The following is a 23,788-nucleotide window of genomic DNA, read 5'->3' on the forward strand; positions in this document are numbered from 1 at the left end:
CGGCCGGTCAAACCGTCGGCGGTCATAATTCTCCGGTCAATGGAGCCCCTCCCCATCAGCCCGTCCGCTTCACCCGCCCTGCCATCCCCGCCGTCCCGGCGCCTGCGATGGATCGCCGTGGCCGTGCGCGGCCTGCTCTGGCTGGTGGCCACGGCCTGGCTGCTGTTCGGCCTGAGCTGGGGGGTGCTCCACGGCTGGATTGTGCCGCGAATTGCCGAGTTCCGTCCGCAGCTGCAAGCCCAGGCCAGCCGGGCGCTGGGCGTGCCGGTGCGCATTGGCCGCATCACCGGCAGGTCGCTGGGCGCGATCCCGTCCTTCGAGTTGCATGACGTGGTCCTGCTCGATGCCCAGGGGCGCGAGGCGGTGCGCCTGCCGCATGTGCTGGGCGCGCTTTCCCCTTCCTCCCTGTGGGGACTTGGCTTCGAGCAACTGGTGATCGAGCGGCCCGAAGTCGACATCCGCCGCGCTGCCGACGGCAAGATCTTTGTCGGCGGCCTGGATGTCTCGAAAGACACCGATACCGGCCACAGCGCGGTCGCCGACTGGTTGTTCTCGCAGACCGAATTTGTCGTGCGCGGCGGCACCCTGCGCTGGACCGACGAGATGCGGCCGGCGCCGCCGCTGGCCCTGGGCCAGGTGGACGCGGTGCTGCGCAACGGCCGGCAACGCCATTTGATGCGGCTGGACGCAACGCCGCCGGCCGAATGGGGCGAGCGCTTCAGCCTGCGGGCGATTTTCCGGCAGCCGCTGCTGTCGCGGCGCAGCGGCGATTTCCTGAACTGGAGCGGCCAGGTGTATGGCGAGTTTTCCCGGGTCGACGTGTCCCGCGTCCAGCAGTACGCCGGCCTGGAAAAGCTCGGCATCGCGCTGAACCGCGGGCAGGGCGCGCTGCGCGCCTGGTCCGACGTCAGCCAGGGAAAAGTCACCGGCGCGCTGGTCGATGCCGCGCTGCAGGATGTCGATGCCCGGCTGGGTGCCGATTTGCAGCCGCTGGCCTTCAACACCCTGGCCGGGCGCGTGGCGGCAAGCCAGCATGCCGGCGGCTTCGACGTCAGCACCGAGGGCCTGCAGTTCAGCACCCGGGAGGGCCTGCAGTGGCCGGGCGGCAACCTGGCGCTGGTGCATGCCAGCGCGTCACGTGGCTCGCCTGCCCACACCACGCTCAAGGCCGACAGGCTGGACCTGGCCGCGCTGGCCCGAATTGCCAGCCGCCTGCCGCTTGAGCCGTCCACGCACGCGCTGGTGGCCTCCCTGGCGCCGCACGGTCTGGTGCAAACGCTGGATGCCCGCTGGCAGGGGCCGCTCGATGGCCCGTCGGCCTTTGCCGCCAGGGGCCGCGTGGCCGATTTGAGCATTGCCGCACTGCCGGCCACAACCCCGGTGTCTGGCAGAACGGCGGACAGCGGCGCGCAAGCGGTTCCCGGCCGGCCTGGTTTGAGCGGCGCCACGGTGGACTTCAACCTCACGCAGGACGGCGGCCAGGCCAGCGTGAAGATGACCAAGGGCACGCTGGACCTGCCGGGAATTTTTGAAGAATCCCGGCTGCCGCTGGACCACCTCTCGGTGCAGGCGCAGTGGAAACGCGCGGGCGAAAAGATCGACCTGCAGTTGCGCGACCTGAAGTTTGAAAATGCCGATGCCCAGGGCCAGGCGCAGGTCCGCTGGCGCACCGATGACGCCGCCGCCGGCCCGGCCGAAGCCGGCGAAGCGGCTGATCGCCGTTTCCCCGGCATCCTGGACCTGCAGGGCAGCCTGAGCCGGGGCGACGCCAGCCGGGTGCACCGCTACCTGCCGCTGCTGCTGGACCCAGAGGTTCGCCACTATGTGCGCGATGCCGTCATCAACGGCCAGGTCAGCGACGTGAAGTTCAAGGTTAAGGGACCGGTCTGGCACCTGCCGTTTGCCGATCCGGCGCTCGGAGATTTCCAGGTCTCGGCGAAAGTGCGCAACGGGCATTTCGTCTATGTTCCCAAAGCCTTGCAGCCACCCGGTGCCGCGCCCTGGCCGGCGCTGACCGAGCTGAATGGCGAACTGCTGTTCAACCGGGCTTCGCTGGACGTCAAAGTTGCCAGCGGCAAGGTTGCCAGCCTGCCGGGCCTGCAACTGCTCAAGAGCGAGGCCCGCATCGCAAACCTTGAACACCAGCCGGCGGTGGAGGTGGCACTGGAGGTCAGGGGCGCCCTGTCGGACGCGCTGGGGTTTGTCAACACCTCGCCCCTTGGCGCCATGACAGAGCATGCCCTGGCGGACGCCACGGCGAGCGGTGTGGCCGACTACCGGTTTCGCCTGCGCCTGCCGATCGACGACATCGACAAATCGACGGTCCAGGGCACGGTGACGCTGCCGGGCAATGACCTGAAGTTCCTGGCCCAGGCACCGCTGCTGGGCCAGCTCAAGGGCGTGGTGAACGTGACCGACCAGGGGTTCAGCGTGGCCGGCGCGCAGGCGCGGCTGCTCGGTGGCGAGGTCCGGATCGATGGCGGAACACGGCCGCTGACGCCTGCCGCCGGTGCCAGGACCAGCGTCGCCTTCAAGGCGCAGGGCACGGTCACCGCCGACGGGCTGCGCCAGGCAACGGAACTCGGGCTGGCGTCACGCCTGGCCGCGCACCTCAGCGGCAGCACCGCCTACAGCGCCACGCTGCAGTTCAGGCAGGGCGTGCCCGTCCCCGAGGTCATGGTGTCCAGCAGCCTGCAGGGCATGGCGCTGAACCTGCCGGCACCGCTGGCCAAGACGGCCGAGACGGCCTTGCCGCTGCGCTTTGAAAACCAGCTGGTGCCCGGCTCGATGGACGCCGGCCAGACGCTGCAGGACCAGTTGTCGCTCAGCATCGGGCGGGTGGCGACCATCGCCTACCTGCGCGACCTCAGCGGCAACGATGCCCGCGTGGTCCGGGGCAGCATCGCGGTGGGGCTGGAGGCTGGCGAATCGACCCCGGCGCCGGAAACCGGCGTGGGCGCCCATGTCAACCTGGCGGCGCTGGACCTGGACGCCTGGGAAAGCCTTCTGGGCCAGCCCAACAGCGCCAGTGTGGCGCCGCCGGCCGCCAGCGCGCCGGCCGGGCTGGCCGACGCCATGCGCTACCTGCCCAACGTGATGGCGATACGCGCCAGGCAGCTGAAGGTGCAGGGGCGTCGCCTGAACAACGTGGTGGTGGGCGCCACCCGGGACGGCCCGAACTGGCGCGCCAATATCGATGCCGCCGAACTGGACGGCTACCTGGAGTTTCGCCAGCCCGGCGCGCAGGGCGCCGGACGCGTCTATGCGCGGCTTTCGCGCCTGAGCCTGGCCGCCAGCGAGGCCAGCGAGGTTGAGGCGATCCTGGACGAGCAGCCTGCCAGCATTCCGGCGCTCGACATCGTGGTCGAAGACCTGGAATTGCGTGGCAAGAAGCTGGGGCGGGTCGAGATCGAGGCGATCAACCGGGGCGGTGCGCAGGCCGAGGGCGGCGTGCGCGAGTGGCGGCTGAACAAGTTCAATGTCACCCTGCCCGAGGCCGTGCTGACCGCGACCGGCAACTGGGCAGCCGTGCCCGCTGGCCCCCCGGCCGCACGGCCCCTGAACGAGCGCCGCCGGGCCAGCATGGACTTCAAACTGGACATTGCCGACTCGGGCGAGCTGCTCGGGCGTTTCGGCATGAACGGCGTGATCCGGCGCGGCAAGGGAACGCTGCAAGGGCAGGTCGCCTGGATGGGTTCGCCCCTGAGCCTGGACTATCCAAGCCTGAACGGGGAGTTCCATGTGAACGTGGCATCGGGCCAGTTCATGAAAGCCGACCCGGGCATCGCCAAGCTGCTGGGCGTGCTCAGCCTGCAATCCTTGCCGCGCCGGCTGACGCTGGATTTCCGCGATGTGTTCTCGCAGGGGTTTGCCTTTGACTTCGTTCGCGGCGACGTGACGGTGCGCCAAGGCGTGGCGCACACCAACAACCTGCAGATGAGCGGCGTCAATGCCGCCGTGCTGATGGAAGGCCGGGCCAGCCTTGCCGATGAAACGCAGAGCCTCAAAGTGGTCGTGGTGCCCGAGATCAATGCCGGAACCGCTTCGCTGATTGCGACGGCCATCAATCCGGTGGTGGGCCTGGGCAGCTTTCTGGCGCAGATGTTCCTGCGCCGTCCGCTGATGGAGGCGGCGACGCAGGAATTCCAGATTGATGGAAGCTGGTACGACCCGATAATCTCCAAAGTCGACCGCAAGGCGCGGGCAAAAGCCCAGGCGGGCGAAACCACAGGGGAGACACGTTGACCATGAAAATAGCGGCCATCCAGATGGTGTCGGGCACCAGCGTTCACGCCAACCTGGACGCAGCGCGCCTGCTGCTGGCCCAGGCGGCGGAGCAGGGCGCCGAAATGGCCGTGCTGCCCGAGTATTTCTGCATCATGGGCCTGCACGACACCGACAAGCTCAAGGTCCGGGAACAGGCCGGCAGCGGCCTGATCCAGGACTTCCTGAGCCGCACAGCGCGCGAGCTGGGCCTTTGGATCGTCGGCGGCACGCTGCCCACGGCCACCGGCAATGCCGGCCGCGCGCACAACAGCTCGCTGGCCTATGCACCCTCGGGCGCCTGCATCGCGCGCTACGACAAGATCCATTTGTTCAGGTTTGCCCAGGGCGAGGAGGCGCATGACGAAACCCGCGTGCTCGACCCGGGCAAGCAGCCAGTGCGCTTCGAGCTGGCCTCGCGCGACGGCCACATCTACACCATCGGCCTGAGCGTCTGCTACGACCTGCGCTTTCCGGAGCTGTACCGCGCCCTGAAGGCCGATGTGCTGCTGGTGCCCAGCGCTTTTACCTGGATCACCGGCCAGGCGCACTGGGAACTGCTGCTGCGCGCCCGGGCAATTGAAAACCTGGCCTACGTGGTGGCGGCCGCGCAGGGCGGCGTGCACGAGAACGGCCGCCGCACCTGGGGCCACAGCATGGTGGTCGGTCCCTGGGGGGAGATTCTGGCCGAGCAGTCCGAGGGCCCGGGCGTGGTCATGAGCGAGGTGCAGGCCAGCCGGCTGCAGGAGGTTCGCCAGCGGCTGCCCGCCCTGAACCACAGGGTGCTGTGACCCGATGGTGCTGAAGTTCCCCCAGCTTGCCGGCTGGGCCAGCCGGCGCGGTTCCCTGTGGTTGCTGCTGCTGGCGCTGGTGGTGGCCCTGCTGGGCCTGTTGGTCTGGCTGGCTGGACGCTACGAGTCCAGCCTGGTGCAAAGCCGGCTGGAAGACCATGCGGCGCTTGCCGTGACCGACATCCGCTCGGGCCTGAACCGCAATCTACAGGCGGTCCAGGCACTGCATGCCCGACAGCACAATGCGCAGGCCTGGCAGGTGCCCGCAGCCCACCTGCTGCACGAGCACCGGGAAATCCTGCGGCTGGAGTGGCGCAACGAAACGCTCGGCATGCTGGGCTTTGTCGAGACGCCTTTTCGCAAGTCGGTGTTTGAGCAGCTCGACCGTACCAGCCTGCAGGCCGATGTGAGCCTGGTCTGCACCGCGGCCCGCCGGATGAGCGGTCCGGCCTATTCGGCCAGCTACTTTTTACCGCAAACCGACGGGCTGGGCACGGAAGTTTCCGACATGTGCCTGCCCCTGACGGACGCAGGCCGCGTGACCGGCTACGCGGTGGCCACCTATTCGCTGCATACCCTGCTCAGCGAACTGGTCAGCAAGCCACTGTCGCAAGGCGTCGGCCTGTCGCTGACCGAGGCGGACGGCACGCGCCTGGCGCTGTACGGCATACCTTCACGCGGCAGCCGGATTTTCGTGGCTCAGCACTTGCTCGACCTGCCGGGCAGCACGATGGTGGTCAGAATGGAAAGCCGGCTCGGCACCCCGGCCCTTTTTCCCAATGTCCTGACGGCGCTGGTCGCCGCCATGGCGCTGGCTTTGCTGGTCGTGCTGTTCCTGCTGGGCCGCGACATGCGGCGGCGCCTGCAGGTCGAGAGCGACCTGGGCGAAGCGCTGGCCTTTCGCAAAGCCATGGAGGACTCGCTGCTGACGGGCCTGCGCGCCCGGGACCTGCAGGGGCGCATCACCTATGTCAACCCGGCTTTTTGCAAGATGGTCGGTGTTGACGCGCAGGAGCTGCTCAACCAGAGCATGCCTTCGCCCTATTGGCCGCCTGAACTGGCGGGCGTCTACCAGCGCCGTCAGGAAATGCGCCTGGCGGGCAATCACCTGACCCGCGAAGGCCATGAATCGGTGTTCATGCGAAAAGACGGGACCCGGTTTGCGGTGTTGATCATGGAAGCGCCGCTGATCAACGCCGTGGGCAAGCACACCGGCTGGATGAGCGCCATTCTCGATGTCAGCGAGCAGCGCCGCACGGAAGAAGTTTCGCGCGCCAGCCAGGACCGTTTGCAGGCCAGCGCCCGGCTGGCCATGGTCGGAGAAATGGCGTCCTTGCTCAGCCATGAACTGAACCAGCCACTGGCGGCCATTTCAAGCTACGCCACCGGCTCGCTCAATCTTCTGGCGCATGCGTCATCGGACGACCAGGCCCCCGATGCGCTGGCCTTGTCCGATGACCTGCGGCTGGCGATGGGCCGCATTGCCGAGCAGGCCGAGCGCGCCGGCAAGGTGATCAAGAGCGTGCATGATTTTGTGCGCCGCAGCGAGCGGGTGCGCGAGGCGGTCGCGCCGCGCGCGCTGCTGGACGCCATCATGCCGCTGGTGATCCTGCAGGCACGCAAGCTCGGCATGCGCATCAGCCTGCAAGTCGATGAAACCTGCCCGCCGGTGCTGTGCGACCGCACCATGGTCGAGCAGGTGCTGCTGAACCTGGCGCGCAACGGCATGCAGGCCATGCAAAGCAGCGACGAAACCAGCCCGCCGACCCTAGCACCTTTGGGCAAGGTGCTGACCTTGCGCATCCGGCCGGCCGCCTCGAATGCGCACAGCCAGTGGGTCGAGTTTGCCGTGATGGACCAGGGTGAAGGCATCTCCGGCGAGGTGGCCCGGCAACTGTTCACGCCTTTTTTCACGACCAAGAAGGAAGGCATGGGCCTGGGCCTGAGCCTGTGTCGCACGGTGATCGAGCAGCATGGCGGTTTTCTCGGTTATGAAAGCGTCCAGCCGCAGGGTACTATTTTCAGCTTTACCCTGCCGGTGGCCGCTGCTCTGCCGGCATCCGGGGCCGCAATGCAGAACATGCCCGGAGAAAGCTGACATGGAACCGATCCACAATGCCACCGTTTATATCGTTGACGACGACAAGGGCGTGCGCGACGCGCTGGCCTGGCTGCTGCGCTCCCGGCGGCTGCCCAGCGAGTCGTTTGCCAGCGGCGAAGCCTTTGACGACCGGGTGTCGCAGGGCTTCGAGGTGCGCTCGCCATCGTGCGTGCTGCTCGATGTGCGCATGAACGGGCTCAGCGGACTGGCGATGTTTGAAAAGCTGATTGCCTACGGCCTGCTGCCGACCCTGCCGGTGATTTTTTTGACCGGCCATGCCGATGTGCCGACCGCCGTCGATTCGGTCAAGCGCGGCGCCTTCGATTTTTTCGAAAAACCGTTTTCCGACAATGCGCTGGTCGACCGCATCGAGCAGGCGCTCAGCCTGTCGGCCGCCGCGCTGGTCCAGCACAGCCAGACCACCGGCCTGCGCGCCCAGCTTGACAGCCTGACCGAGCGCGAGCGCGCGGTGATGCAGCTGGTGGTCGAAGGACTGCCGAACAAGCTGGTAGCCGACCAGCTCGACATCAGTGTGCGAACCGTCGAAGTGCACCGCGCCCGGGTTTTTGAGAAAATGGGCATCAAGTCGGCGGTCGAGCTGGCCAATCTGCTACGCAATCTGTAGCCGATGCGGCTTATTTCCTTTCTTTCTCCGGGTCTGGCGCCGCGCGCGCCGATTCATCCTTCAGTTCGCCTTTTTGACGGCCCGAAAACATCGTCCACCACACAATGAACACCAGCAGCAGCAGCGCACCCAGCGCTTCGAGTAAAAGTAAGGCCATGATTGGTTCCTGGAAAGCGGCAGCAAGCCTGAAGCGGTTAAGGCCGTCATGGCGCAAGGTGTCGATTATCGCCATTGCCGGATTCCTGGCCGGCTGCACCAGCGTGCCTTTGCCGCCAGCGTCCATGCCAGGCGCCGCGCCCGTTCCGGCGGGCGTGCGGCCAGGCGATGCCGGGCCACTGCCACCGCCCCGGCTCCTGGGGAAAAGCCGCTGGATTGCGGTTCACTGGTCGGAATTGCCGGGCTTTGAGGAAGATTCGCTGTTTGAAGCCTGGAACGCCTGGATCAAGAGCTGCGAGCGGCCCGGTCCGGTGTTCGCCCCCCTGTGCGGCGAAGTGCGGCGTCTGAGCATTGCCTCGGCGCAGGAGCAGCGCGACTGGATGGTCGCCCGGCTCCAGCCCTACCGGGTCGAATCCCTGCAGGGCAGCGCAGATGGCTTGCTGACCAGCTACTACGAGCCGGTGCTCCGGGCCAGCCGCCGTCCCGGCGGGGGCTATGAGGTGCCGGTTTACCGCACGCCGGCCACCCTGGGCAACCGCAAACCGTGGTTTTCTCGCCAGGAAATCGACACCCTGCCCGAAGCCCGGGCGGCCCTGCAGGGGCGCGAGATTGCCTGGGTGGACAACCCGGTCGAGGTGATGTCGCTGCATATCCAGGGCTCGGGCAGGCTGAACATCACCGAGCCTGACGGCTCACAGCGTGTCGTGCGGGTGGCGTATGCCGGCTCGAACGAGCAGCCTTTTCGCAGCGTCACCCAATGGCTGTTTGAGCAGGGCGAGGGCAAGATGCTCGCGCCCTGGGTCGAGTCGACGAAGGTTTGGGCCTATAAAAATCCCCAGCGCGTGCAGCAAATGCTCTGGAGCAACCCGCGCTACACCTTTTTCCAGGAGCAGCCCCTGAGTGAATTCGACGCCGCCTTTGGACCCAAGGGCGCGCAGGGCGTGCCGCTGACGCCGGGCCGCTCGATCGCCGTCGATCCGGGCAGCATTCCCTATGGCACGCCGGTCTGGCTGGCCTCGCGCGGCGGCGCGGCCAACCTGCAAAAGCTGGTGCTGGCGCAGGACACCGGCAGCGCCATCGTCGGCGCCGTGCGGGCCGATTATTTTGCCGGCACCGGCATCGATGCCGGCCTGCTGGCCTCGCGCGTCAACCAGCCGCTTCGGCTGTGGGCACTGTGGCCCAAATAGACATTGAAAGACAGGAACATGAACAAACTTCTCGGCAAACGCATGGCGTCATGGATGCTGCTGGCAGGCGCAGCGGCACTGGCCGGTTGTGCCGGCCTGACAGGCGGCGGGCCGTCGGCTGCCTCATCGGCCCCGGTGTACCGCTGTGAGCAGGGTCTGCAGTTCACGGTCAGGTTCGTCAACAACACGGCGGTGCTGAAAGGCGCGCGCGGCGACGATGTGCTGCTGCGCGATGCCGGCGGCCAGGGCACGCAGACGGTCTACAGCAACCCCCGGCTGCGCGCCGAATTTGGTCTGGGCGCGGGCGGACGCGAGGCGGCGCTGCAGTATCTGCAGCCGCCGCCGCTGGTGGCGCGCTGCGTGCGCGACTGAATGCGCGCCGGGCACGGCGGGGTGTCATCAAGTTGAAACATGGACAGGCGACAGTAGGCGGGTGATTGATCCCGCTGACGCCGACCCTTTTCGCCGCGCGCAGCCTTATTTGTCCGGAGCGAAAACCCATGAAACCTGTTGCCACCCTGTCCCGCCGCCGTGCCCTGCAATTCTTTGCGGGTGCCCCCATGCTGCCCTTGTCGACCACCTTTGCCGGAAGCTTTCTGCTGGCCGGCTGCGGCGGTGGCGATGATGCGATGGCCGCTCCGGTGGCAAGCTATAGCGGCGTGAGCTTTTCTTCCATGCCAGCGCCTGCGCTGGCCGACGCCGACGCCATGGCCACGACCACCGTCGGCTCGACGATGACGGTCAACTACAGTGACAGCAGCAAGGTCGATTTCAAACTGGCCTACCAGCCTTTCTTTGTCACCGGCGACTTGGTGGCCGATGGCAAGGGTGGAAAAATTTTGGCGGGTGGCTATGTGGACATCAACAACAAGCCCATCATGGACAACACCGTAGCGGGCAAGGAGCGCCAGTTTTTCTCTGACTCGCCTGATGGCACGTCGCTGCTGACGGTGCCGGGTGCCAAGGTTGCCGGTGTCACGGGCAATACCGTGTTTGCCGTGGTCCAGTTCGAGTACACCAGTAGCGCCCAGGATGGCACCACCGGCATGTATGGCAAGCTGCCGTCACCCATCGCGGTGCTGACGCTCGACCAGAATCCCACCACCGGCAAGCTGTCGCTGGTGAAGTACCACAACGTGGATACGTCCGGCGTCAACGGCCTGTGGATCACCTGCGGCGCCAGCCTCTCGCCTTGGGGCACCCACCTGTCAAGCGAGGAGTACGAACCCAATGCTTTCGCTTCGCGCGCCAGCAATTTCATGGACGACTTCAGCAAGAACCTGTACGGCGACGCGGCCGAGGCCAACCCCTATAACTATGGCCATCTGCCTGAGGTGACCGTCAACCTTGACGGCACCGCCTCCATCAAGAAGCACTACAACCTGGGCCGCATCTCGCACGAACTGGTGCAGGTCATGCCCGACAACCGCACCGTGTTCATGGGTGACGATGCCACCAACAGTGGTTACTTCGTGTTCGTGGCCGACAAGGAAAAGGATTTGTCCGCCGGCTCGCTGTACGTTGCCAAGGTGGGAACGGGATTTTCCATCGTTCCGGGCGATGCGGCCGCCGCGCTGACCTGGATCAAGCTGGGCAGCGCCACCAGCGCTGAAGTTCGTGCTTTGGTCGACGGCGGCATCAAGCCCACCGACATCATGGACGTGCGCAGCACCGACCCGGTGGACGCGACGTTCAAAAAAGTGGTTTCCAATGGCAAGACCGAGTGGATCAAGGTCAGGTCTGGCATGGAAAAAGCCGCCGCCTTTCTCGAAACCCACCGTTACGCCGCTTATGTGGGCGCCAGCCTGGGCTTCACGAAGATGGAAGGCACCACTGTCAACATCAAGGACAAGGTGGCCTACTCGGCCCTGCAGAACATCCAGGCGTCCATGGTGGCGGGCGACAAAGCCAATGTGCCCGGCAACGGCATCTCGGTGCCCAAGGCGCTGGTGGCGGGCGCCGTGATGGCCCTGAACCTCAAGGGTGGCCAGAAAGACGACAAGGGCGCAGTCATCTCCAGCGAGTGGATGCCGGTGGACACCAAGGCCCTGCTGGCCGGCGAGGACATCGCGTCCGACGCGCTGGGCAACACCGCCAACCCGAACAAAATCGCCAACCCCGACAACCTGAAGTTTTCCGAGAAAATGCGCACGCTGTTCATCGGCGAGGACAGCGGCCAGCACGTCAACAACTTCCTGTGGGCCTACCACATCGACACCAAGGTGCTGTCGCGCATCATGTCGATCCCTGCAGGCGGCGAATCGACCGGCCTGCACGCGGTGGACGAGCTGAACGGCTGGACCTACATCATGAGCAACTTCCAGCATGCCGGCGACTGGGGCAGCATCCACAGCGTCGTCAAGGCCACGCTCGATCCGCTGATCAAAGCAAACTACAAGGACAAGTTTGGCGCCGCCGTGGGCTACCTGACCTGCGAGCCGGCCCAAATGAAGCTGAGCAAGGCCTGATGCGTTGAACGGGCAGGCACTGAAAAAATAACAGCGCCACTTCCGGCCCAGCCGGTTGCCCGGTCTCCTGCGGAGGCCGGGCTTTTTCGTTTTTATGAAATTAAATTGATAGTTGCTTGCGCCCGTCCAGCATGCGCAAACACCCCTATTTGCTTGAAATTCCGGCTGGAGCGGGCATCAAATGCCCCAGCGGCAGCGCGCCGCTGGCCTTGACCTCGCCGAGCGAAAAGCTGGTGTGCAGGTCTTTCACATTGGGCAGGTTGATCAGCACGTCGCGCGCGAACTGGCTGAAGCTGTTCAGGTCGCGGCTGACCACCTGCAGCTCGAAGGTGCCGGTGCCGCTGATGTAGTGGCAGCTGACGACTTCCGGAATGGTGCGGATCGCGTCTTCCAGCGACTGCAGCACGTCGCCGCTGTTGCGAGCCGCGTCGAGCCGCACGAAGGCCAGCACGCCCAAGCCGATCTTGTGGCGGTTGATCTCGGCGCGGTAGCCGGTGATGAAGCCGGCTTCTTCAAGTGCCCGCACGCGCCGCCAGCAGGGCGCGGCCGACAGCCCGACGCGCGACGCCAGTTCGGTGTTGGTCAGGCGCGCTTCGCGCTGCAACTCGTTCAGGATGGCGATGTCAAACTTGTCCAATGTTTCCATTTTTCGTATTTTGCAGCAAGAATCTTTCGTAAGAACCTGCTGGATGGGCAAAAAGCAAGGTGTGTCGCCAAAAATAGATCTGCTGCTGAATGCATCGAAGCTAGCAAACGTTGGCGCTAAGTCAAAGAAGGTTTTCGTGGCAAGAGGGGTGTCGGCGCTGCCAGAAACGGGTAGGCGCAACGCGCAAAAACGACAGGCAGCCTGCCTGCCGCGCTGGCCGGTTGCTGTGAACTTCCCGCACAAGTTCGTGAACGGGGCTGTTCATTGTCCAGCGACTGCCGCAGCCAGCAACCAAGGCAGCAGCCAGGTGCGCCACGCATGAACGGCTACGCCGCGTTCACCTGTGGGGTGAACGCGGCGTAGTGGTAGTGCAGGCCGTGTCTTTGCAGAACGGCGAGAAATCAAACCAGGAGGTCTTGGCGCTGGACCGGCCCAACCCCTGGCAGCACTTCAGTCTTGCTTAGTAAGACCAGGCAGCGCCCACACCCACAGTGGTGCTCTTGCTGCTGTTCATGGCTGACGAGATGCTGCCCTTCACAACACCGTTGCGGGTGAAGCGGTAGGTGGCACCCAAGGCCAGTGCGGTCTTGCCCATGAAGTTGCCGACGCCCACGCCCATGGCATAGGTCTTGTCCTGGTCCACCTGGGGAATGTTGGCCATGGCCGTCACCGATGCAATGGCACTGGAAAACTGGCGCACGTTGACCGCGTCAAAGTTTGAGGAGCCGTCGTTCACGCCATGCAACTGTACCGGCGCGCCAGTGGCCGAATTGCTGAAATTGGCGCCGTTGTCGTTCAGGGTCAGCGTGCTGGAATTCGCACCGCCCGACAAACTGGCCTGCGTTTCCGTGACCACCAGGCCGTGTGTGTTGCCAATGCCGTTGGTTAGGGTGATTGCAGCGGTCGATTGTGCTGCAGTGCCGGTGACATTGGTCAGCTTGCCGTTGGCATCCACCACCGTCTGGGTGCCGGTGGCGCCCTTCATCACAATGGCCGTGCCGCCCGTGGTGGCGGTCGTGGCACCCGCCAGGTTGCTGGTTGCCGAAGTGGCGCCGATCACCGAGGTGTTGGCCGAGTTGCTCGACACATAGTCCAGCGTACCGTTGACATAGACGTTGCCGTCCACGTAGGTGTTGCCGCTGAGCTTGTTGGTGTACGACTTGTTGTCCACAACGCCGCCAATGGTGCCGGTGCCGGTGGACTGGCTGGTGGCGTAAGCCGTGTAGCCGCCGCCCGTGCTCGTCCCTAGGGTGGCCTGGGTGTTGTTCAGTGTGACGTAGCTTGCACCAGCGCGAGAGGTAACCGTCGTTCCGAAATTGGAATTGCCGATCACATTGGTGCTGGCCGCCGCGCTGTTGGTGCCCATGTTGTTGGTCGTGGCAAACGCGTTGACGCCAATGTTGTTGGTGGCGCTGTTGATGCTCGTGGTGTTGAACGCGTTGCCAATAACGGTGGATGCGGTGCCGGCAGTGTTGATGCTGGTCGCGCCGGTCAGGGTCGAAACACCGGTTTGCGTGAAGGCTCCGGTGTTGGCGATGGTGCCCGCGTTTGTGATGCCGGTGGTGGTGGCCAAGCCAGTCACGCCCAGTGTGCCGCCCACGGTGGTCGCGCCATTCAAGGCCGTCACGCCGGTTTGCGTCAAGGCGCCGGTGTTGGCGATGCCGGTGGTGGTGGCCAAGCCAGTCACGCCCAGTGTGCCGCCCACGGTGGTCGCGCCGGTCAGGGTCGACACACCGGTTTGCGTGAAGGCGCCGGTGTTGGCGATGGTGCCCGCGTTGGTGATGCCGGTGGTGGTGGCCAAGCCAGTCACGCCCAGTGTGCCGCCCACGGTGGTCGCGCCATTCAAGGCCGTCACGCCGGTTTGCGTCAAGGCGCCGGTGTTGGCGATGCCGGTGGTGGTGGCCAAGCCAGTCACGCCCAGTGTGCCGTCCACGGTGGTCGCGCCGGTCAGGGTCGACACACCGGTTTGCGTCAAAGCGCCGGTGTTGGTGATGCCGGTGGTGGTGGCCAAGCCAGTCACGCCCAGTGTGCCGTCCACGGTGGTCGCGCCGGTCAGGGTCGACACACCGGTTTGCGTGAAGGCGCCGGTGTTGGCGATGGTGCCCGCGTTGGTGATGCCGGTGGTGGTGGCCAAGCCAGTCACGCCCAGTGTGCCGCCCACGGTGGTCGCGCCATTCAAGGCCGTCACGCCGGTTTGCGTCAAGGCGCCGGTGTTGGCGATGGTGCCCGCGTTGGTGATGCCGGTGGTGGTGGCCAAGCCAGTCACGCCCAGTGTGCCGTCCACGGTGGTCGCGCCATTCAAGGCCGTCACGCCGGTTTGCGTCAAAGCGCCGGTGTTGGTGATGCCGGTGGTGGTGGCCAAGCCAGTCACGCCCAGTGTGCCGCCCACGGTGGTCGCGCCGGTCAGGGTCGACACACCGGTTTGCGTCAAAGCGCCGGTGTTGGTGATGCCGGTGGTGGTGGCCAAGCCAGTCACGCCCAGTGTGCCGCCCACGGTGGTCGCGCCATTCAAGGCCGTCACGCCGGTTTGCATCAAGGCGCCGGTGTTGGTGATGCCGGTGGTGGTGGCCAAGCCAGTCACGCCCAGTGTGCCGCCCACGGTGGTCGCGCCATTCAAGGCCGTCACGCCGGTTTGCATCAAGGCGCCGGTGTTGGCGATGCCGGTGGTGGTGGCCAAGCCAGTCACGCCCAGTGTGCCGCCCACGGTGGCATTGTTGATAATATTTGCCGATGCGCCGGTGATGGCGGCGGTGGTGCTGCCCAGGGCGCCAGAGACTGCTGCGTTGGTGGCGCTTACGTTCGCTGCGTTGACCGTTGCGAAGTTGCCAGTCGTTGCATTCACGTCCGCTGCGTTGACCGTGGTCGCGGTCAGCATAGACACGCCGGACAGATTGCCAGCACTGAGCGTTGCTGTACCGTCAGTCAGCGATGCGCCGGTGATGGCGCCATTCACTTGCAGGGCACCGCTTACAGTGGTGGTGGTGGCACTAATATTGACATTGGCGCCACTGTTCCCTATCGTGGTACCAGTAGTCCCCGTCGTATTCAGGCTGGTAGCAGTAGCGGAACTGACATCGATCGCATCTGCTGAAAATGCGGCGGAAGAGACAAAAATCGAGCCGATGGCGATCGCCAGGGCGGTCTTGTTTATTGTTTGTTTCATGAATGATTCACCAGGGAATTGAGGTTGATGGACGGGATTACAGAACGACTTCTTTCTTGATCGACACGCAGCCGCTGCCAGCTGGCATCAAGAAAACCTTGGTGGATTCGCCACCGTCGAGCACGGTGATGCTCGTTTTTAATAAGCCAACCCGCTTCAGGCCGGCAAACTGTCGGTTCGCCACGGCTTCACACCTTTGCGGCCAATACACCACGGCGTCGTAAGCAGCGCCGCAGCCGTTGGCTTGGTTCGGCGCAAAGGCGGCTGATACGTAAGCGGAGCCGTTTTCCGAGGGAACTTCCAGCGCCAGTGGAATCAGGCGCTGGTCGGGCTGGGCGGGCGGGATCATCAGCAAAGCCCCTGCCTGGGCGGTGTAGCCGACGAAGCTGCTGACCTGGTTGATGCGCGCGGCGCAATTGAGCACACCCTGCGCCACGGCGGCCTGGGTCACGTTGTTGGCGCCCCGGCTGGCCTGGGTGGGCACCGGCTTGGCGGCTTCCTGGGCACGCAGGGGCGCATGCAGCAGCAGCGCAGCTGCCAGCGCTGCCATGGCGAGACAGTGGCGCTTCAAGTCATCGAGCTGTGAATTTGGGGCGAACATTTTTAACGTATTGAGGTTGTAAATACAATTATTACATTTCAAATTAAAAAATTACTTATTTTTATCAAATTAAACATGATGTGTGATTTTCAAAAGGTCGACCCAGGCGCTTCTGTGTATTTTTCACGACGGTCTGCCAGATGCAGACATGGCAAACTTTTCACCGCCTGAATGGCCAATGCGGTGCCTTGCCTGAATGCCAGAAAAGCGCGAGCCGCACCCGACACCACGGCGTTAGTCCATCACTGATCCCGCTGCTGCTGCTGCTGGGTTGCGGCCGCAGCCCACTTCGAACCTCTTGCGCAGCGCCTCCTCCAGCGCGACCGTTTTCTTGTGGGTCGGCTGCTGCGCGGTGCAAAGCATTCAGCATGGCGAGGACAAACATTCTTGAATGTTTCAATTTTTAGGGTGTCACAGCAAGAATCTTTCTTCAGCCGGCCAGAATCAGGCAAAAAAAGCAAAGACATATCAGAAGGCCGGACATACACTTTTGCCTGAAGTCAAAGCGCCGGCCCGACCGGGCCGGACGCTGGCAAACCCAACTGCCCACAAGGCGGGTCAAGACAACCATCCGGAGACAAACACCATGAATGCACCGCTGCCCGAGCACATCCGCAAAGCGCTGGAAACCGTCACGCTGGACGACAAATATTCCATCGACCACGGACGCGCCTTCATGAGCGGGGTGCAAGCGCTGGTGCGCTTGCCGATGCTGCAGCGCACGCGTGATGCCATCGACGGTTTGAATACTGCCGGCTTCATCAGCGGCTACCGGGGCTCGCCGCTGGGCGGCTATGACCAGGCGTTGTGGGCGGCCAAAAAGCATCTGGCGGCACAAAACATTGTTTTCCAGCCTGGCGTGAACGAGGAACTCGGTGCCACCGCCGTCTGGGGCACGCAGCAGCTTGACCTGTACCCGCAAAGCAAAAAATTCGACGGCGTGTTCGGCATCTGGTACGGCAAGGGGCCGGGTGTGGACCGCTGTTCGGACGTGTTCAAGCATGCCAACATGGCCGGCACGGCGAAACATGGCGGCGTCATCGCGATTGCCGGTGACGACCATATTTCCAAAAGCTCGACCGCACCGCACCAGAGTGACCACATCTTCAAGGCCTGCGGCCTGCCGGTGTTCTTTCCGTCGAGCGTGCAGGAAATCCTTGACATGGGGCTGCATGCGTTTGCCATGAGCCGCTTTTCGGGCGTCTGGTCAGGCATGAAGACGATTCAGGAAGTGGTCGAGTCGTCGAGTTCGGTGTCGGTGGACCCGGACCGGGTCAAGATCATCATTCCCGAGGACTTCCAGATGCCGCCGGGCGGCCTGCACATTCGCTGGCCTGACGCGCCGCTGGAGCAGGAAGCGCGGCTGATGGACTACAAATGGTATGCCGCCCTTAGCTATGTGCGCGCCAACAAGCTCAACTACAACGTCATTTCCGGGCCGAACGACCGCTTTGGCCTGATTGCCAGCGGCAAGGCCTTCAACGACACGCGCCAGGCGCTGAACGACCTGGGACTGGACGAAGACACCTGCCATCAGCTCGGCATCCGGCTGCACAAGGTCAACGTGGTGTGGCCGCTGGAAGCCACCATCACCCGCGACTTTGCGCAGGGGCTGCAGGAAATTTTGGTAGTCGAGGAAAAACGCCAGGTCATCGAATACCAGATCAAGGAAGAACTCTACAACTGGCGCGCCGACGTTCGGCCCAACGTGCTCGGCAAGTTCGACGAACCCGAAGGCGACCAGTCAGGCGGCGAATGGGGCCGCGCCAACCCGAGCGACAACTGGCTGCTGCGCGCCAAGGCCGACCTGACGCCGGCCATCATTGCCAAGGCGATTGCCAAGCGCCTGAAGAAGCTGGGCGTGTCCGCCGACATCGTGGCGCGCATGCAGTCGCGACTGGCGGTGATTGACGCCCGCGAACGAGCGCTGGTCGAGACCAAGCTGGACACCGGCGAACGCGCGCCGTGGTTTTGCAGCGGCTGCCCGCACAACACCAGCACCCGCGTGCCCGAAGGCTCGCGCGCCGTGGCCGGCATTGGCTGCCATTACATGGCGACGTGGATGGACCGCAGCACCTCGACCTTCACGCAGATGGGCGGCGAGGGCGTGAGCTGGGTTGGCCAGGCGCCGTTCACGACCGATGCGCATGTGTTTGCCAACCTGGGCGACGGCACCTACTTTCACAGCGGGCTGCTGGCGATTCGCCAGAGCATTGCCGCCGGGGTCAACATCACCTACAAGATTTTGTACAACGACGCAGTGGCCATGACCGGCGGCCAGCAGGTCGGCGAGCGGCCGGAAGGCCATTCGGTGGCGCAAATCGCGCACAGCCTGCGGGCTGAGGGCGTGGTCAAGCTGATCGTGGTCACCGATGAGCCCGAGAAATACCACGGCCGCACCCACACCCAGGACGCCAGTGCCGCGCGCGCCAGCCACACCGAGCTGCTCAACGACTTGCCGACTGGCGTCGAGGTGTTTCACCGCGACGAACTCGACAAGCTCCAGCGCGAGTTCCGCGAGCTCAAGGGCTGCACGGCCATCATTTACGACCAGACCTGCGCGACGGAAAAGCGCCGCCGTCGCAAGCGCGGCACGCTGGTGGACCCGGCCAAGCGCGTCGTCATCAACGAGCTGGTGTGCGAAGGCTGCGGCGACTGCTCGGTGCAGTCCAACTGCCTGTCGGTCGAGCCGCTGGAAACCGAATTCGGCCGCAAGCGCCGCATCAACCAGAACACATGCAACAAGGACTACTCCTGCGTCAAGGGCTTTTGCCCGAGCTTCGTGACCGTTGAAGGTGGCCAGCTCAAGAAGCCGAAGAAAGAGAAGAAGGGCGACCTGAGCAGCCTGCCGCCGATTCCCGAGCCGGTGCTGCCGGTGGCCGAAAATGCCTGGGGCATTGTCGTCGGCGGCGTCGGCGGTACCGGCGTCATCACCATCGGCCAGTTGCTGGGCATGGCCGCGCATCTTGAAGGCAAGGGCGTGGTGACGCAGGACGCGGGCGGCCTGGCGCAAAAAGGCGGCGCCACCTGGAGCCACATCCAGATTGCGAATCGGCCGGAGTCTATCTACACCACCAAGGTCGATACCGCGAAGGCTGACCTGGTGATCGGCTGCGACCCGATCGTGACCGCCAGCCCGTACACGCTGGCCACCATGCAGCCGGGCCGCACGTTTGTCGCCATGAACTCGCACGGCGCGCCGACGGCGGCGTTTGTCACCAATCCTGGCTGGCAATTTCCAGGCGGCAACTGCGAAAGCGCGGTGCAGGCGGCCGTGGGCACAGAAGGCATGGCAAGCTTTGATGCCGAACAGGTCGCGGTGCAGTTGATTGGCGATTCGATCTACACCAACCCGCTGATTTTGGGCTTTGCCTGGCAAAAAGGCCGGGTACCGCTGTCGCATGCGGCGCTCATGCGGGCCATCGAACTCAACGCGGTGCAGGTGGACAACAACAAGGCGGCGTTTGAATGGGGTCGTCGCTGCGCGCATGACCTGGCGTCGGTCCAGGCGTTGTTCAAGACGGCACAGGTGATTGAATTCGTCAAAAAGCCATCGCAGACCGAAATGCTGACCAAGCGGGTGGCTTTTCTGACGGCTTATCAGAATGCTGCCTACGCACAGACCTATCAGGCCTTCGTGGAAAAAGTGCGCGCGGTGGAGGCGCCGCTGGGCAAAACCACGCTGACCGAGGCAGTGACTCGTTACCTTTTCAAACTCATGGCCTACAAGGACGAGTATGAAGTGGCGCGGCTGCACACGGATGCCGGCTTCCTGAACAAGGTCAACGCCATGTTCGAAGGCGACTTCAAGCTCAACTACCACCTGGCGCCGCCGCTGCTGGCGAAGAAGAACGACAAGGGCGAGTTGCAAAAGCAGGCGTTCGGCCCCTGGATGCTGACCGGCTTCAGGTTGCTGGCCAAGCTCAAGGGGCTGCGCGGAACGCCGTTCGACGTGTTTGGCCACAGCGAAGAACGCAAGGAAGAGCGCGCGCTGATTGCCGAGTACCGGGCGAGCATTGAAGAAGTGCTGGCTGGCCTGACGCTTGAAAACCATGCCACGGCAGTAGAAATCGCCCGGATTCCTGAGCTGATCAAGGGCTACGGCCATGTCAAGGCACGTCATCTGGCTGCTGCCCGGCCGCAATGGACGGCATTGATGCAGGCGTTTTGCCAGCCGCAGCGGGTTCGGGAGGTTGTGGCGGCCTGAACCGGCGCGGCTGGCTGCTGCCTTGGACTTGCTGCCTTTTTGAGGCAGCGTGTTTCAGGCATCAGTCCTTCACAGGGGCTGGCCTAAATAGCCGCACACGCGGAAGTTGAATTTAGCGCCTGCGCCACGACGCATACAATCCACCGGCCATGCTCCGGCCTTTCTGGCCTGGGCGCTTGCCAGTGTTTCTTTAAAAATGTGGAGTCAGCCTTGTTTATTTCTTCAGCTTTTGCCCAGACTGCCCCTGCTGCCGCAGCCGGCGGCAGTGACATGATGTCCACCCTGACCGGCATGCTGCCATTGGTGCTGATGTTCGTGGTGCTGTATTTCGTGATGATCCGTCCGCAGATGAGGAAGCAGAAAGAGCACCGTACCATGATCGAGGCACTGACCAAGGGGGACGAAGTCGCAACAGCTGGCGGCCTGCTGGGCCGGGTCACGCGCTTGGGCGAAGGCTACCTGACGCTGGAAATCGCCTCCGGCGTCGAAGTGCAGCTGCAACGCAGCGCCATTGTCCAGGTGTTGCCCAAGGGCGCCATCAACAGCGCCAAATAAGGCAATACTGCAGTAGAAAAGACGGTACAGCCAGCAACACTGGGCCGTCCAGTGTGCCTTTTGTTTTCCGTTCACCAGGAACAGTCCTCTCATGAATCGTTATCCGGCCTGGAAGTACGCCATCATGGCGGTGATGCTGCTGATTGCAGCACTCTACACGCTGCCCAATTTCTTCGGTGAAGCGCCTGCGGTGCAGGTTTCCAGCAGCAAGTCCACCGCCAAGGTGGACACGGTCACCTTGGCCAGAGTAGAGCAGGCGCTCAAGGATGCAAGCATCACAGCCAACGCCATCACGATGGAAGCTGGCTCAATCAAGGCCCGTTTCAACGACACCGACACCCAGCTCAAGGCCAAGGATGCAATCCAAAAGGCGCTCGCGCCCGATCCTGCGAATCCGGTCTATGTGGTGGCACTCAACCTGCTGTCCCGCTCGCCGGCCTGGTTGACCTCGCTCAATGCCAACCCGATGTACCTCGGGCTGGACTTGCGCGGCGGGGTGCATTTCATGCTGCAGGTGGACATGCAGGCAGCACTGACCAAGCGCGCCGAATCGCTGGCCGGCGACATTCGCCTGTCGCTGCGTGAAAAGAACATCCGGCACGGCGGCATTGCCCGCAATGGCCAGGCGATCGAGATCCGCTTTCGTGACGGCGCCGCCCTGCAGGCGGCCAAAAACCTGATCCAGGACCAGATCCCCGATCTTCAGATGGCTGAAGCACACGACGGCACCGACTACAAGCTGACCGCGACCATCAAGCCAGAGGCCGCGCGCCGCATCCAGGACCAGGCGCTCAAGCAGAACATGGTGACGCTGCACAACCGGATCAACGAACTGGGCGTGGCCGAGCCGGTGATCCAGCAGCAGGGCATCGACCGCATTGTGGTGCAGTTGCCCGGTGTCCAGGACACGGCCAAGGCCAAGGACATTCTGGGCCGTACCGCCACGCTGGAAATGCGCCTGGTCGAAGACAGCGCAGAGGCCCGGGCCGCCGAGAACAACAACGGCCCGGTGCCCTTCGGCGCCGAGCGTTTCTTCGAGCGCAACGGCCAGGCGGTGATCGTCAAGAAGCAGGTCATCCTCACCGGCGAAAACCTGACCGATGCCCAGCCCGGCTTTGATTCACAGAACCAGCAACCCAAGGTCGACTTGACGGTCGATGCCAAGGGCGGTCGCATCATGCGCGACACCAGCCGTGAGAACCTCAAGAAACGCATGGCGATTTTGCTGTTTGAAAAAGGCAAGGGCGAGGTCCTGACCGCCCCGGTCATCCAGGGTGAACTGGGCAACCGTTTCCAAATTTCCGGATCCATGAGCGTTGCAGAAGCCAGTGACCTGGCACTGCTGTTGCGCGCCGGCTCGCTGGCCGCGCCGATGGACATCATCGAGGAGCGCACGATCGGCCCCACGCTGGGCGCCGAAAACATCACCAAAGGCTTTCACAGCGTGTCATGGGGCTTTGCGGTGATCGTGGCATTCATGGCGACTTACTACATGCTGTTCGGCCTGTTCTCGGGCATTGCGCTGGCGGTCAACCTGCTGCTGCTGGTGGCGGTGCTGTCCATGCTGCAGGCCACCCTGACGCTGCCGGGCATGGCAGCCATGGCGCTGGCGCTGGGCATGGCGATTGACTCGAACGTGCTGATCAATGAACGCATCCGGGAAGAACTGCGCGGTGGTGCCTCGCCGCAGGCCGCCATCCATTCAGGCTACGAACGGGCCTGGGCGACGATTCTGGACTCGAACATCTCGACCCTGATTGCCGGGCTTGCCTTGCTGGCCTTTGGCTCCGGTCCGGTGCGCGGCTTTGCCGTGGTGCATTGCATCGGCATCCTGACCAGCATGTTCTCTGCGGTATTTTTCTCGCGCGGCCTGGTCAACCTCTGGTACGGCCGGCAAAAAAAGCTCAAGGCGGTGTCGATCGGTACGATCTGGCGCCCGGCGTCAGACGGTGCGCTTGCCAAGTCATGACCCCCTCTTTTTCCTGAGCTGCTGCTTTCCAAGGACCCCAGATGGAATTTTTTAAAATACGGCGTGACATTCCGTTCATGCGGTTTGCGCTGATCTTCAACGTCTTCAGTTTCGCCACTTTTGCGCTGGCAGTGTTTTTCCTGTTCTCGCGCGGGCTGCACCTGTCGGTCGAGTTCACCGGCGGCACCCTGATGGAGGTGAACTACACCCAGGCTGCCGATGTCGGCAAGATTCGCGACACGGTGGCCAAGCTGGGCCTGAACGATGTCCAGGTGCAGAGTTTCGGCACTTCGCGTGACGTGATGATCCGTTTGCCGGCGCAAAAAGGCGTCAGCACGGCGCAACAGAGTGACACCGTGATCACTGCACTCAAGGCCGCCAGCCCTGACGTGACGCTGCGCCGCACTGAATTTGTCGGCCCCCAGGTCGGCGAAGAGCTGGCCCAGGATGGTCTCAAGGCGCTGGCCATGGTGGTGTTAGGCATCATGGTCTACCTGGCGTTCCGGTTCGAGTGGAAGTATGCGGTCGCAGCCATCATCGCCAACCTGCATGACGTGGTCATAATTCTTGGATTTTTTGCTTTTTTTCAATGGGAGTTCTCGCTGGCCGTGCTGGCCGCCGTGCTGGCAGTGCTGGGTTACTCGGTGAACGAATCGGTCGTGATCTTTGACCGGATTCGCGAGAATTTCCGCCGCTACCGCAAGATGAACACGGAGGCGATCATCAACAACGCCATCACCTCCACGATCAGCCGGACCATCATCACCCACGGCTCGACCCAGATCATGGTGCTGTCCATGCTGCTCTTTGGCGGGCCCACGCTGTTTTATTTTGCACTGGCACTGACGATTGGTATTTTGTTCGGTATTTATTCGTCGGTGTTCGTGGCTGCAGCGATCGCCATGTGGCTGGGAATCAAGCGAGAAGACCTGATCAAGGGGCCGTCGAAAAAAGACGAAGACCCGAATGATCCCAATACGGGCGCGATGGTCTAGTCTGATTCGACAACGTTCAATCGCCAGCCGTGCCGTCTTCCAATACGTCGCAAAGTTTTCT

At 63.7% G+C, this 23,788-nt stretch carries 16 protein-coding genes; 12 read left to right on the forward strand and 4 right to left on the reverse strand.

The genetic code is table 11. The annotated features are described in order from the left end of the window. Positions 1-39 precede the first annotated feature (39 nt). Genes IWX85_RS12785 through IWX85_RS12800 form a run of 4 tightly spaced genes read left to right on the forward strand, consistent with a single transcriptional unit; the run spans position 40 to position 7,780 of the window. Positions 40-4,245, forward strand: a complete 4,206-nt coding sequence (locus IWX85_RS12785; protein ID WP_196869994.1) for a YhdP family protein — start codon at positions 40-42, stop codon at positions 4,243-4,245. A gap of 2 nt (positions 4,246-4,247) precedes the next feature. Further along, entirely contained in the window at positions 4,248-5,054 is an 807-nt protein-coding gene (locus tag IWX85_RS12790; protein WP_196870025.1) for a carbon-nitrogen hydrolase family protein, read from the forward strand. A gap of 4 nt (positions 5,055-5,058) precedes the next feature. Further along, positions 5,059-7,152 carry a nitrogen regulation protein NR(II) gene (locus IWX85_RS12795; protein ID WP_196869995.1) on the forward strand — a complete coding sequence of 698 codons (2,094 nt, stop codon included), beginning with the start codon at positions 5,059-5,061 and terminating at the stop codon, positions 7,150-7,152. A gap of 1 nt (position 7,153) precedes the next feature. Next, positions 7,154-7,780, forward strand: coding sequence for a response regulator transcription factor (locus tag IWX85_RS12800; RefSeq protein ID WP_196869996.1), 627 nt, complete (start codon positions 7,154-7,156; stop codon positions 7,778-7,780). Positions 7,781-7,790: 10 nt separating this feature from the next. On the opposite strand, the gene IWX85_RS12805 is transcribed toward IWX85_RS12800, so the two are convergent. Then, positions 7,791-7,937 (reverse strand): hypothetical protein, encoded by a 147-nt coding sequence (locus tag IWX85_RS12805; RefSeq protein ID WP_196869997.1) that lies wholly within the window; start codon positions 7,935-7,937, stop codon positions 7,791-7,793. Between IWX85_RS12805 and IWX85_RS12810 the strand changes: the two genes are divergently transcribed. From IWX85_RS12810 to IWX85_RS12820, 3 genes are all read left to right on the forward strand, one after another. After that, on the forward strand, positions 7,885-9,123 hold the full coding sequence (locus IWX85_RS12810; RefSeq protein ID WP_196869998.1) for a murein transglycosylase A: 1,239 nt from the start codon (positions 7,885-7,887) through the stop codon (positions 9,121-9,123). The two genes, IWX85_RS12805 and IWX85_RS12810, sit on opposite strands and share 53 nt — an antisense overlap. An 18-nt stretch (positions 9,124-9,141) precedes the next feature. Further along, the gene (locus IWX85_RS12815; RefSeq protein WP_036808029.1) at positions 9,142-9,495 is read left to right on the forward strand and encodes a hypothetical protein; all 354 of its coding nucleotides are present in this window, start codon (positions 9,142-9,144) and stop codon (positions 9,493-9,495) included. Positions 9,496-9,623: 128 nt separating this feature from the next. Continuing rightward, positions 9,624-11,591, forward strand: a complete 1,968-nt coding sequence (locus IWX85_RS12820) for a PhoX family phosphatase (protein WP_196869999.1) — start codon at positions 9,624-9,626, stop codon at positions 11,589-11,591. 145 nt (positions 11,592-11,736) lie between these two features. Here IWX85_RS12820 and IWX85_RS12825 read toward each other — a convergent pair whose 3' ends face one another. After that, complete coding sequence (locus IWX85_RS12825) at positions 11,737-12,237, reverse strand: Lrp/AsnC family transcriptional regulator (RefSeq protein WP_196870000.1); 501 nt, start codon at positions 12,235-12,237, stop codon at positions 11,737-11,739. Between IWX85_RS12825 and IWX85_RS12830 the strand changes: the two genes are divergently transcribed. Further along, positions 12,221-12,559 (forward strand): hypothetical protein, encoded by a 339-nt coding sequence (locus tag IWX85_RS12830; RefSeq protein ID WP_196870001.1) that lies wholly within the window; start codon positions 12,221-12,223, stop codon positions 12,557-12,559. The two genes, IWX85_RS12825 and IWX85_RS12830, sit on opposite strands and share 17 nt — an antisense overlap. Positions 12,560-12,697: 138 nt before the next feature. Here IWX85_RS12830 and IWX85_RS12835 read toward each other — a convergent pair whose 3' ends face one another. Beyond that, positions 12,698-15,400, reverse strand: a complete 2,703-nt coding sequence (locus IWX85_RS12835) for a YadA-like family protein (RefSeq protein WP_196870002.1) — start codon at positions 15,398-15,400, stop codon at positions 12,698-12,700. Between the two features lie 37 nt (positions 15,401-15,437). Continuing rightward, the gene (locus IWX85_RS12840) at positions 15,438-15,971 is read right to left on the reverse strand and encodes a hypothetical protein (RefSeq protein ID WP_231379742.1); all 534 of its coding nucleotides are present in this window, start codon (positions 15,969-15,971) and stop codon (positions 15,438-15,440) included. Positions 15,972-16,587: 616 nt separating this feature from the next. On the opposite strand from IWX85_RS12840, the gene IWX85_RS12845 reads away from it, so the two are divergent. The 4 genes from IWX85_RS12845 (at position 16,588) to secF (ending at position 23,727) form a co-directional block, all read left to right on the forward strand. Beyond that, the gene (locus IWX85_RS12845; RefSeq protein WP_196870004.1) at positions 16,588-20,208 is read left to right on the forward strand and encodes an indolepyruvate ferredoxin oxidoreductase family protein; all 3,621 of its coding nucleotides are present in this window, start codon (positions 16,588-16,590) and stop codon (positions 20,206-20,208) included. 210 nt (positions 20,209-20,418) lie between these two features. Continuing rightward, positions 20,419-20,763 (forward strand): preprotein translocase subunit YajC, encoded by a 345-nt coding sequence (yajC, locus tag IWX85_RS12850; RefSeq protein WP_036808049.1) that lies wholly within the window; start codon positions 20,419-20,421, stop codon positions 20,761-20,763. 91 nt (positions 20,764-20,854) lie between these two features. Beyond that, the gene (gene secD, locus IWX85_RS12855) at positions 20,855-22,732 is read left to right on the forward strand and encodes a protein translocase subunit SecD (RefSeq protein WP_196870005.1); all 1,878 of its coding nucleotides are present in this window, start codon (positions 20,855-20,857) and stop codon (positions 22,730-22,732) included. Positions 22,733-22,773: 41 nt separating this feature from the next. Beyond that, on the forward strand, positions 22,774-23,727 hold the full coding sequence (gene secF / locus IWX85_RS12860) for a protein translocase subunit SecF (RefSeq protein WP_036808053.1): 954 nt from the start codon (positions 22,774-22,776) through the stop codon (positions 23,725-23,727). The last annotated feature ends 61 nt before the right edge of the window (positions 23,728-23,788 follow it).

Source organism: Polaromonas sp. CG_9.11 (genome assembly GCF_015752225.1).
Taxonomy (GTDB): Bacteria; Pseudomonadota; Gammaproteobacteria; order Burkholderiales; family Burkholderiaceae_C; genus Polaromonas.

Excerpts from the sequence above, each read along its gene's own strand:
- secF (WP_036808053.1), top strand. The coding sequence starts at position 22,774 with ATGGAATTTTTTAAAATACGGCGTGACATTCCGTTCATGCGGTTTGCG.
- IWX85_RS12805 (WP_196869997.1), bottom strand. The coding sequence starts at position 7,937 with ATGGCCTTACTTTTACTCGAAGCGCTGGGTGCGCTGCTGCTGCTGGTG.
- IWX85_RS12790 (WP_196870025.1), top strand. The coding sequence starts at position 4,248 with ATGAAAATAGCGGCCATCCAGATGGTGTCGGGCACCAGCGTTCACGCC.
- IWX85_RS12800 (WP_196869996.1), top strand. The coding sequence starts at position 7,154 with ATGGAACCGATCCACAATGCCACCGTTTATATCGTTGACGACGACAAG.
- IWX85_RS12815 (WP_036808029.1), top strand. The coding sequence starts at position 9,142 with ATGAACAAACTTCTCGGCAAACGCATGGCGTCATGGATGCTGCTGGCA.
- IWX85_RS12810 (WP_196869998.1), top strand. The coding sequence starts at position 7,885 with ATGAACACCAGCAGCAGCAGCGCACCCAGCGCTTCGAGTAAAAGTAAG.
- IWX85_RS12835 (WP_196870002.1), bottom strand. The coding sequence starts at position 15,400 with ATGAAACAAACAATAAACAAGACCGCCCTGGCGATCGCCATCGGCTCG.
- IWX85_RS12785 (WP_196869994.1), top strand. The coding sequence starts at position 40 with ATGGAGCCCCTCCCCATCAGCCCGTCCGCTTCACCCGCCCTGCCATCC.
- IWX85_RS12845 (WP_196870004.1), top strand. The coding sequence starts at position 16,588 with ATGAATGCACCGCTGCCCGAGCACATCCGCAAAGCGCTGGAAACCGTC.
- IWX85_RS12795 (WP_196869995.1), top strand. The coding sequence starts at position 5,059 with ATGGTGCTGAAGTTCCCCCAGCTTGCCGGCTGGGCCAGCCGGCGCGGT.
- secD (WP_196870005.1), top strand. The coding sequence starts at position 20,855 with ATGAATCGTTATCCGGCCTGGAAGTACGCCATCATGGCGGTGATGCTG.
- IWX85_RS12825 (WP_196870000.1), bottom strand. The coding sequence starts at position 12,237 with ATGGAAACATTGGACAAGTTTGACATCGCCATCCTGAACGAGTTGCAG.
- IWX85_RS12820 (WP_196869999.1), top strand. The coding sequence starts at position 9,624 with ATGAAACCTGTTGCCACCCTGTCCCGCCGCCGTGCCCTGCAATTCTTT.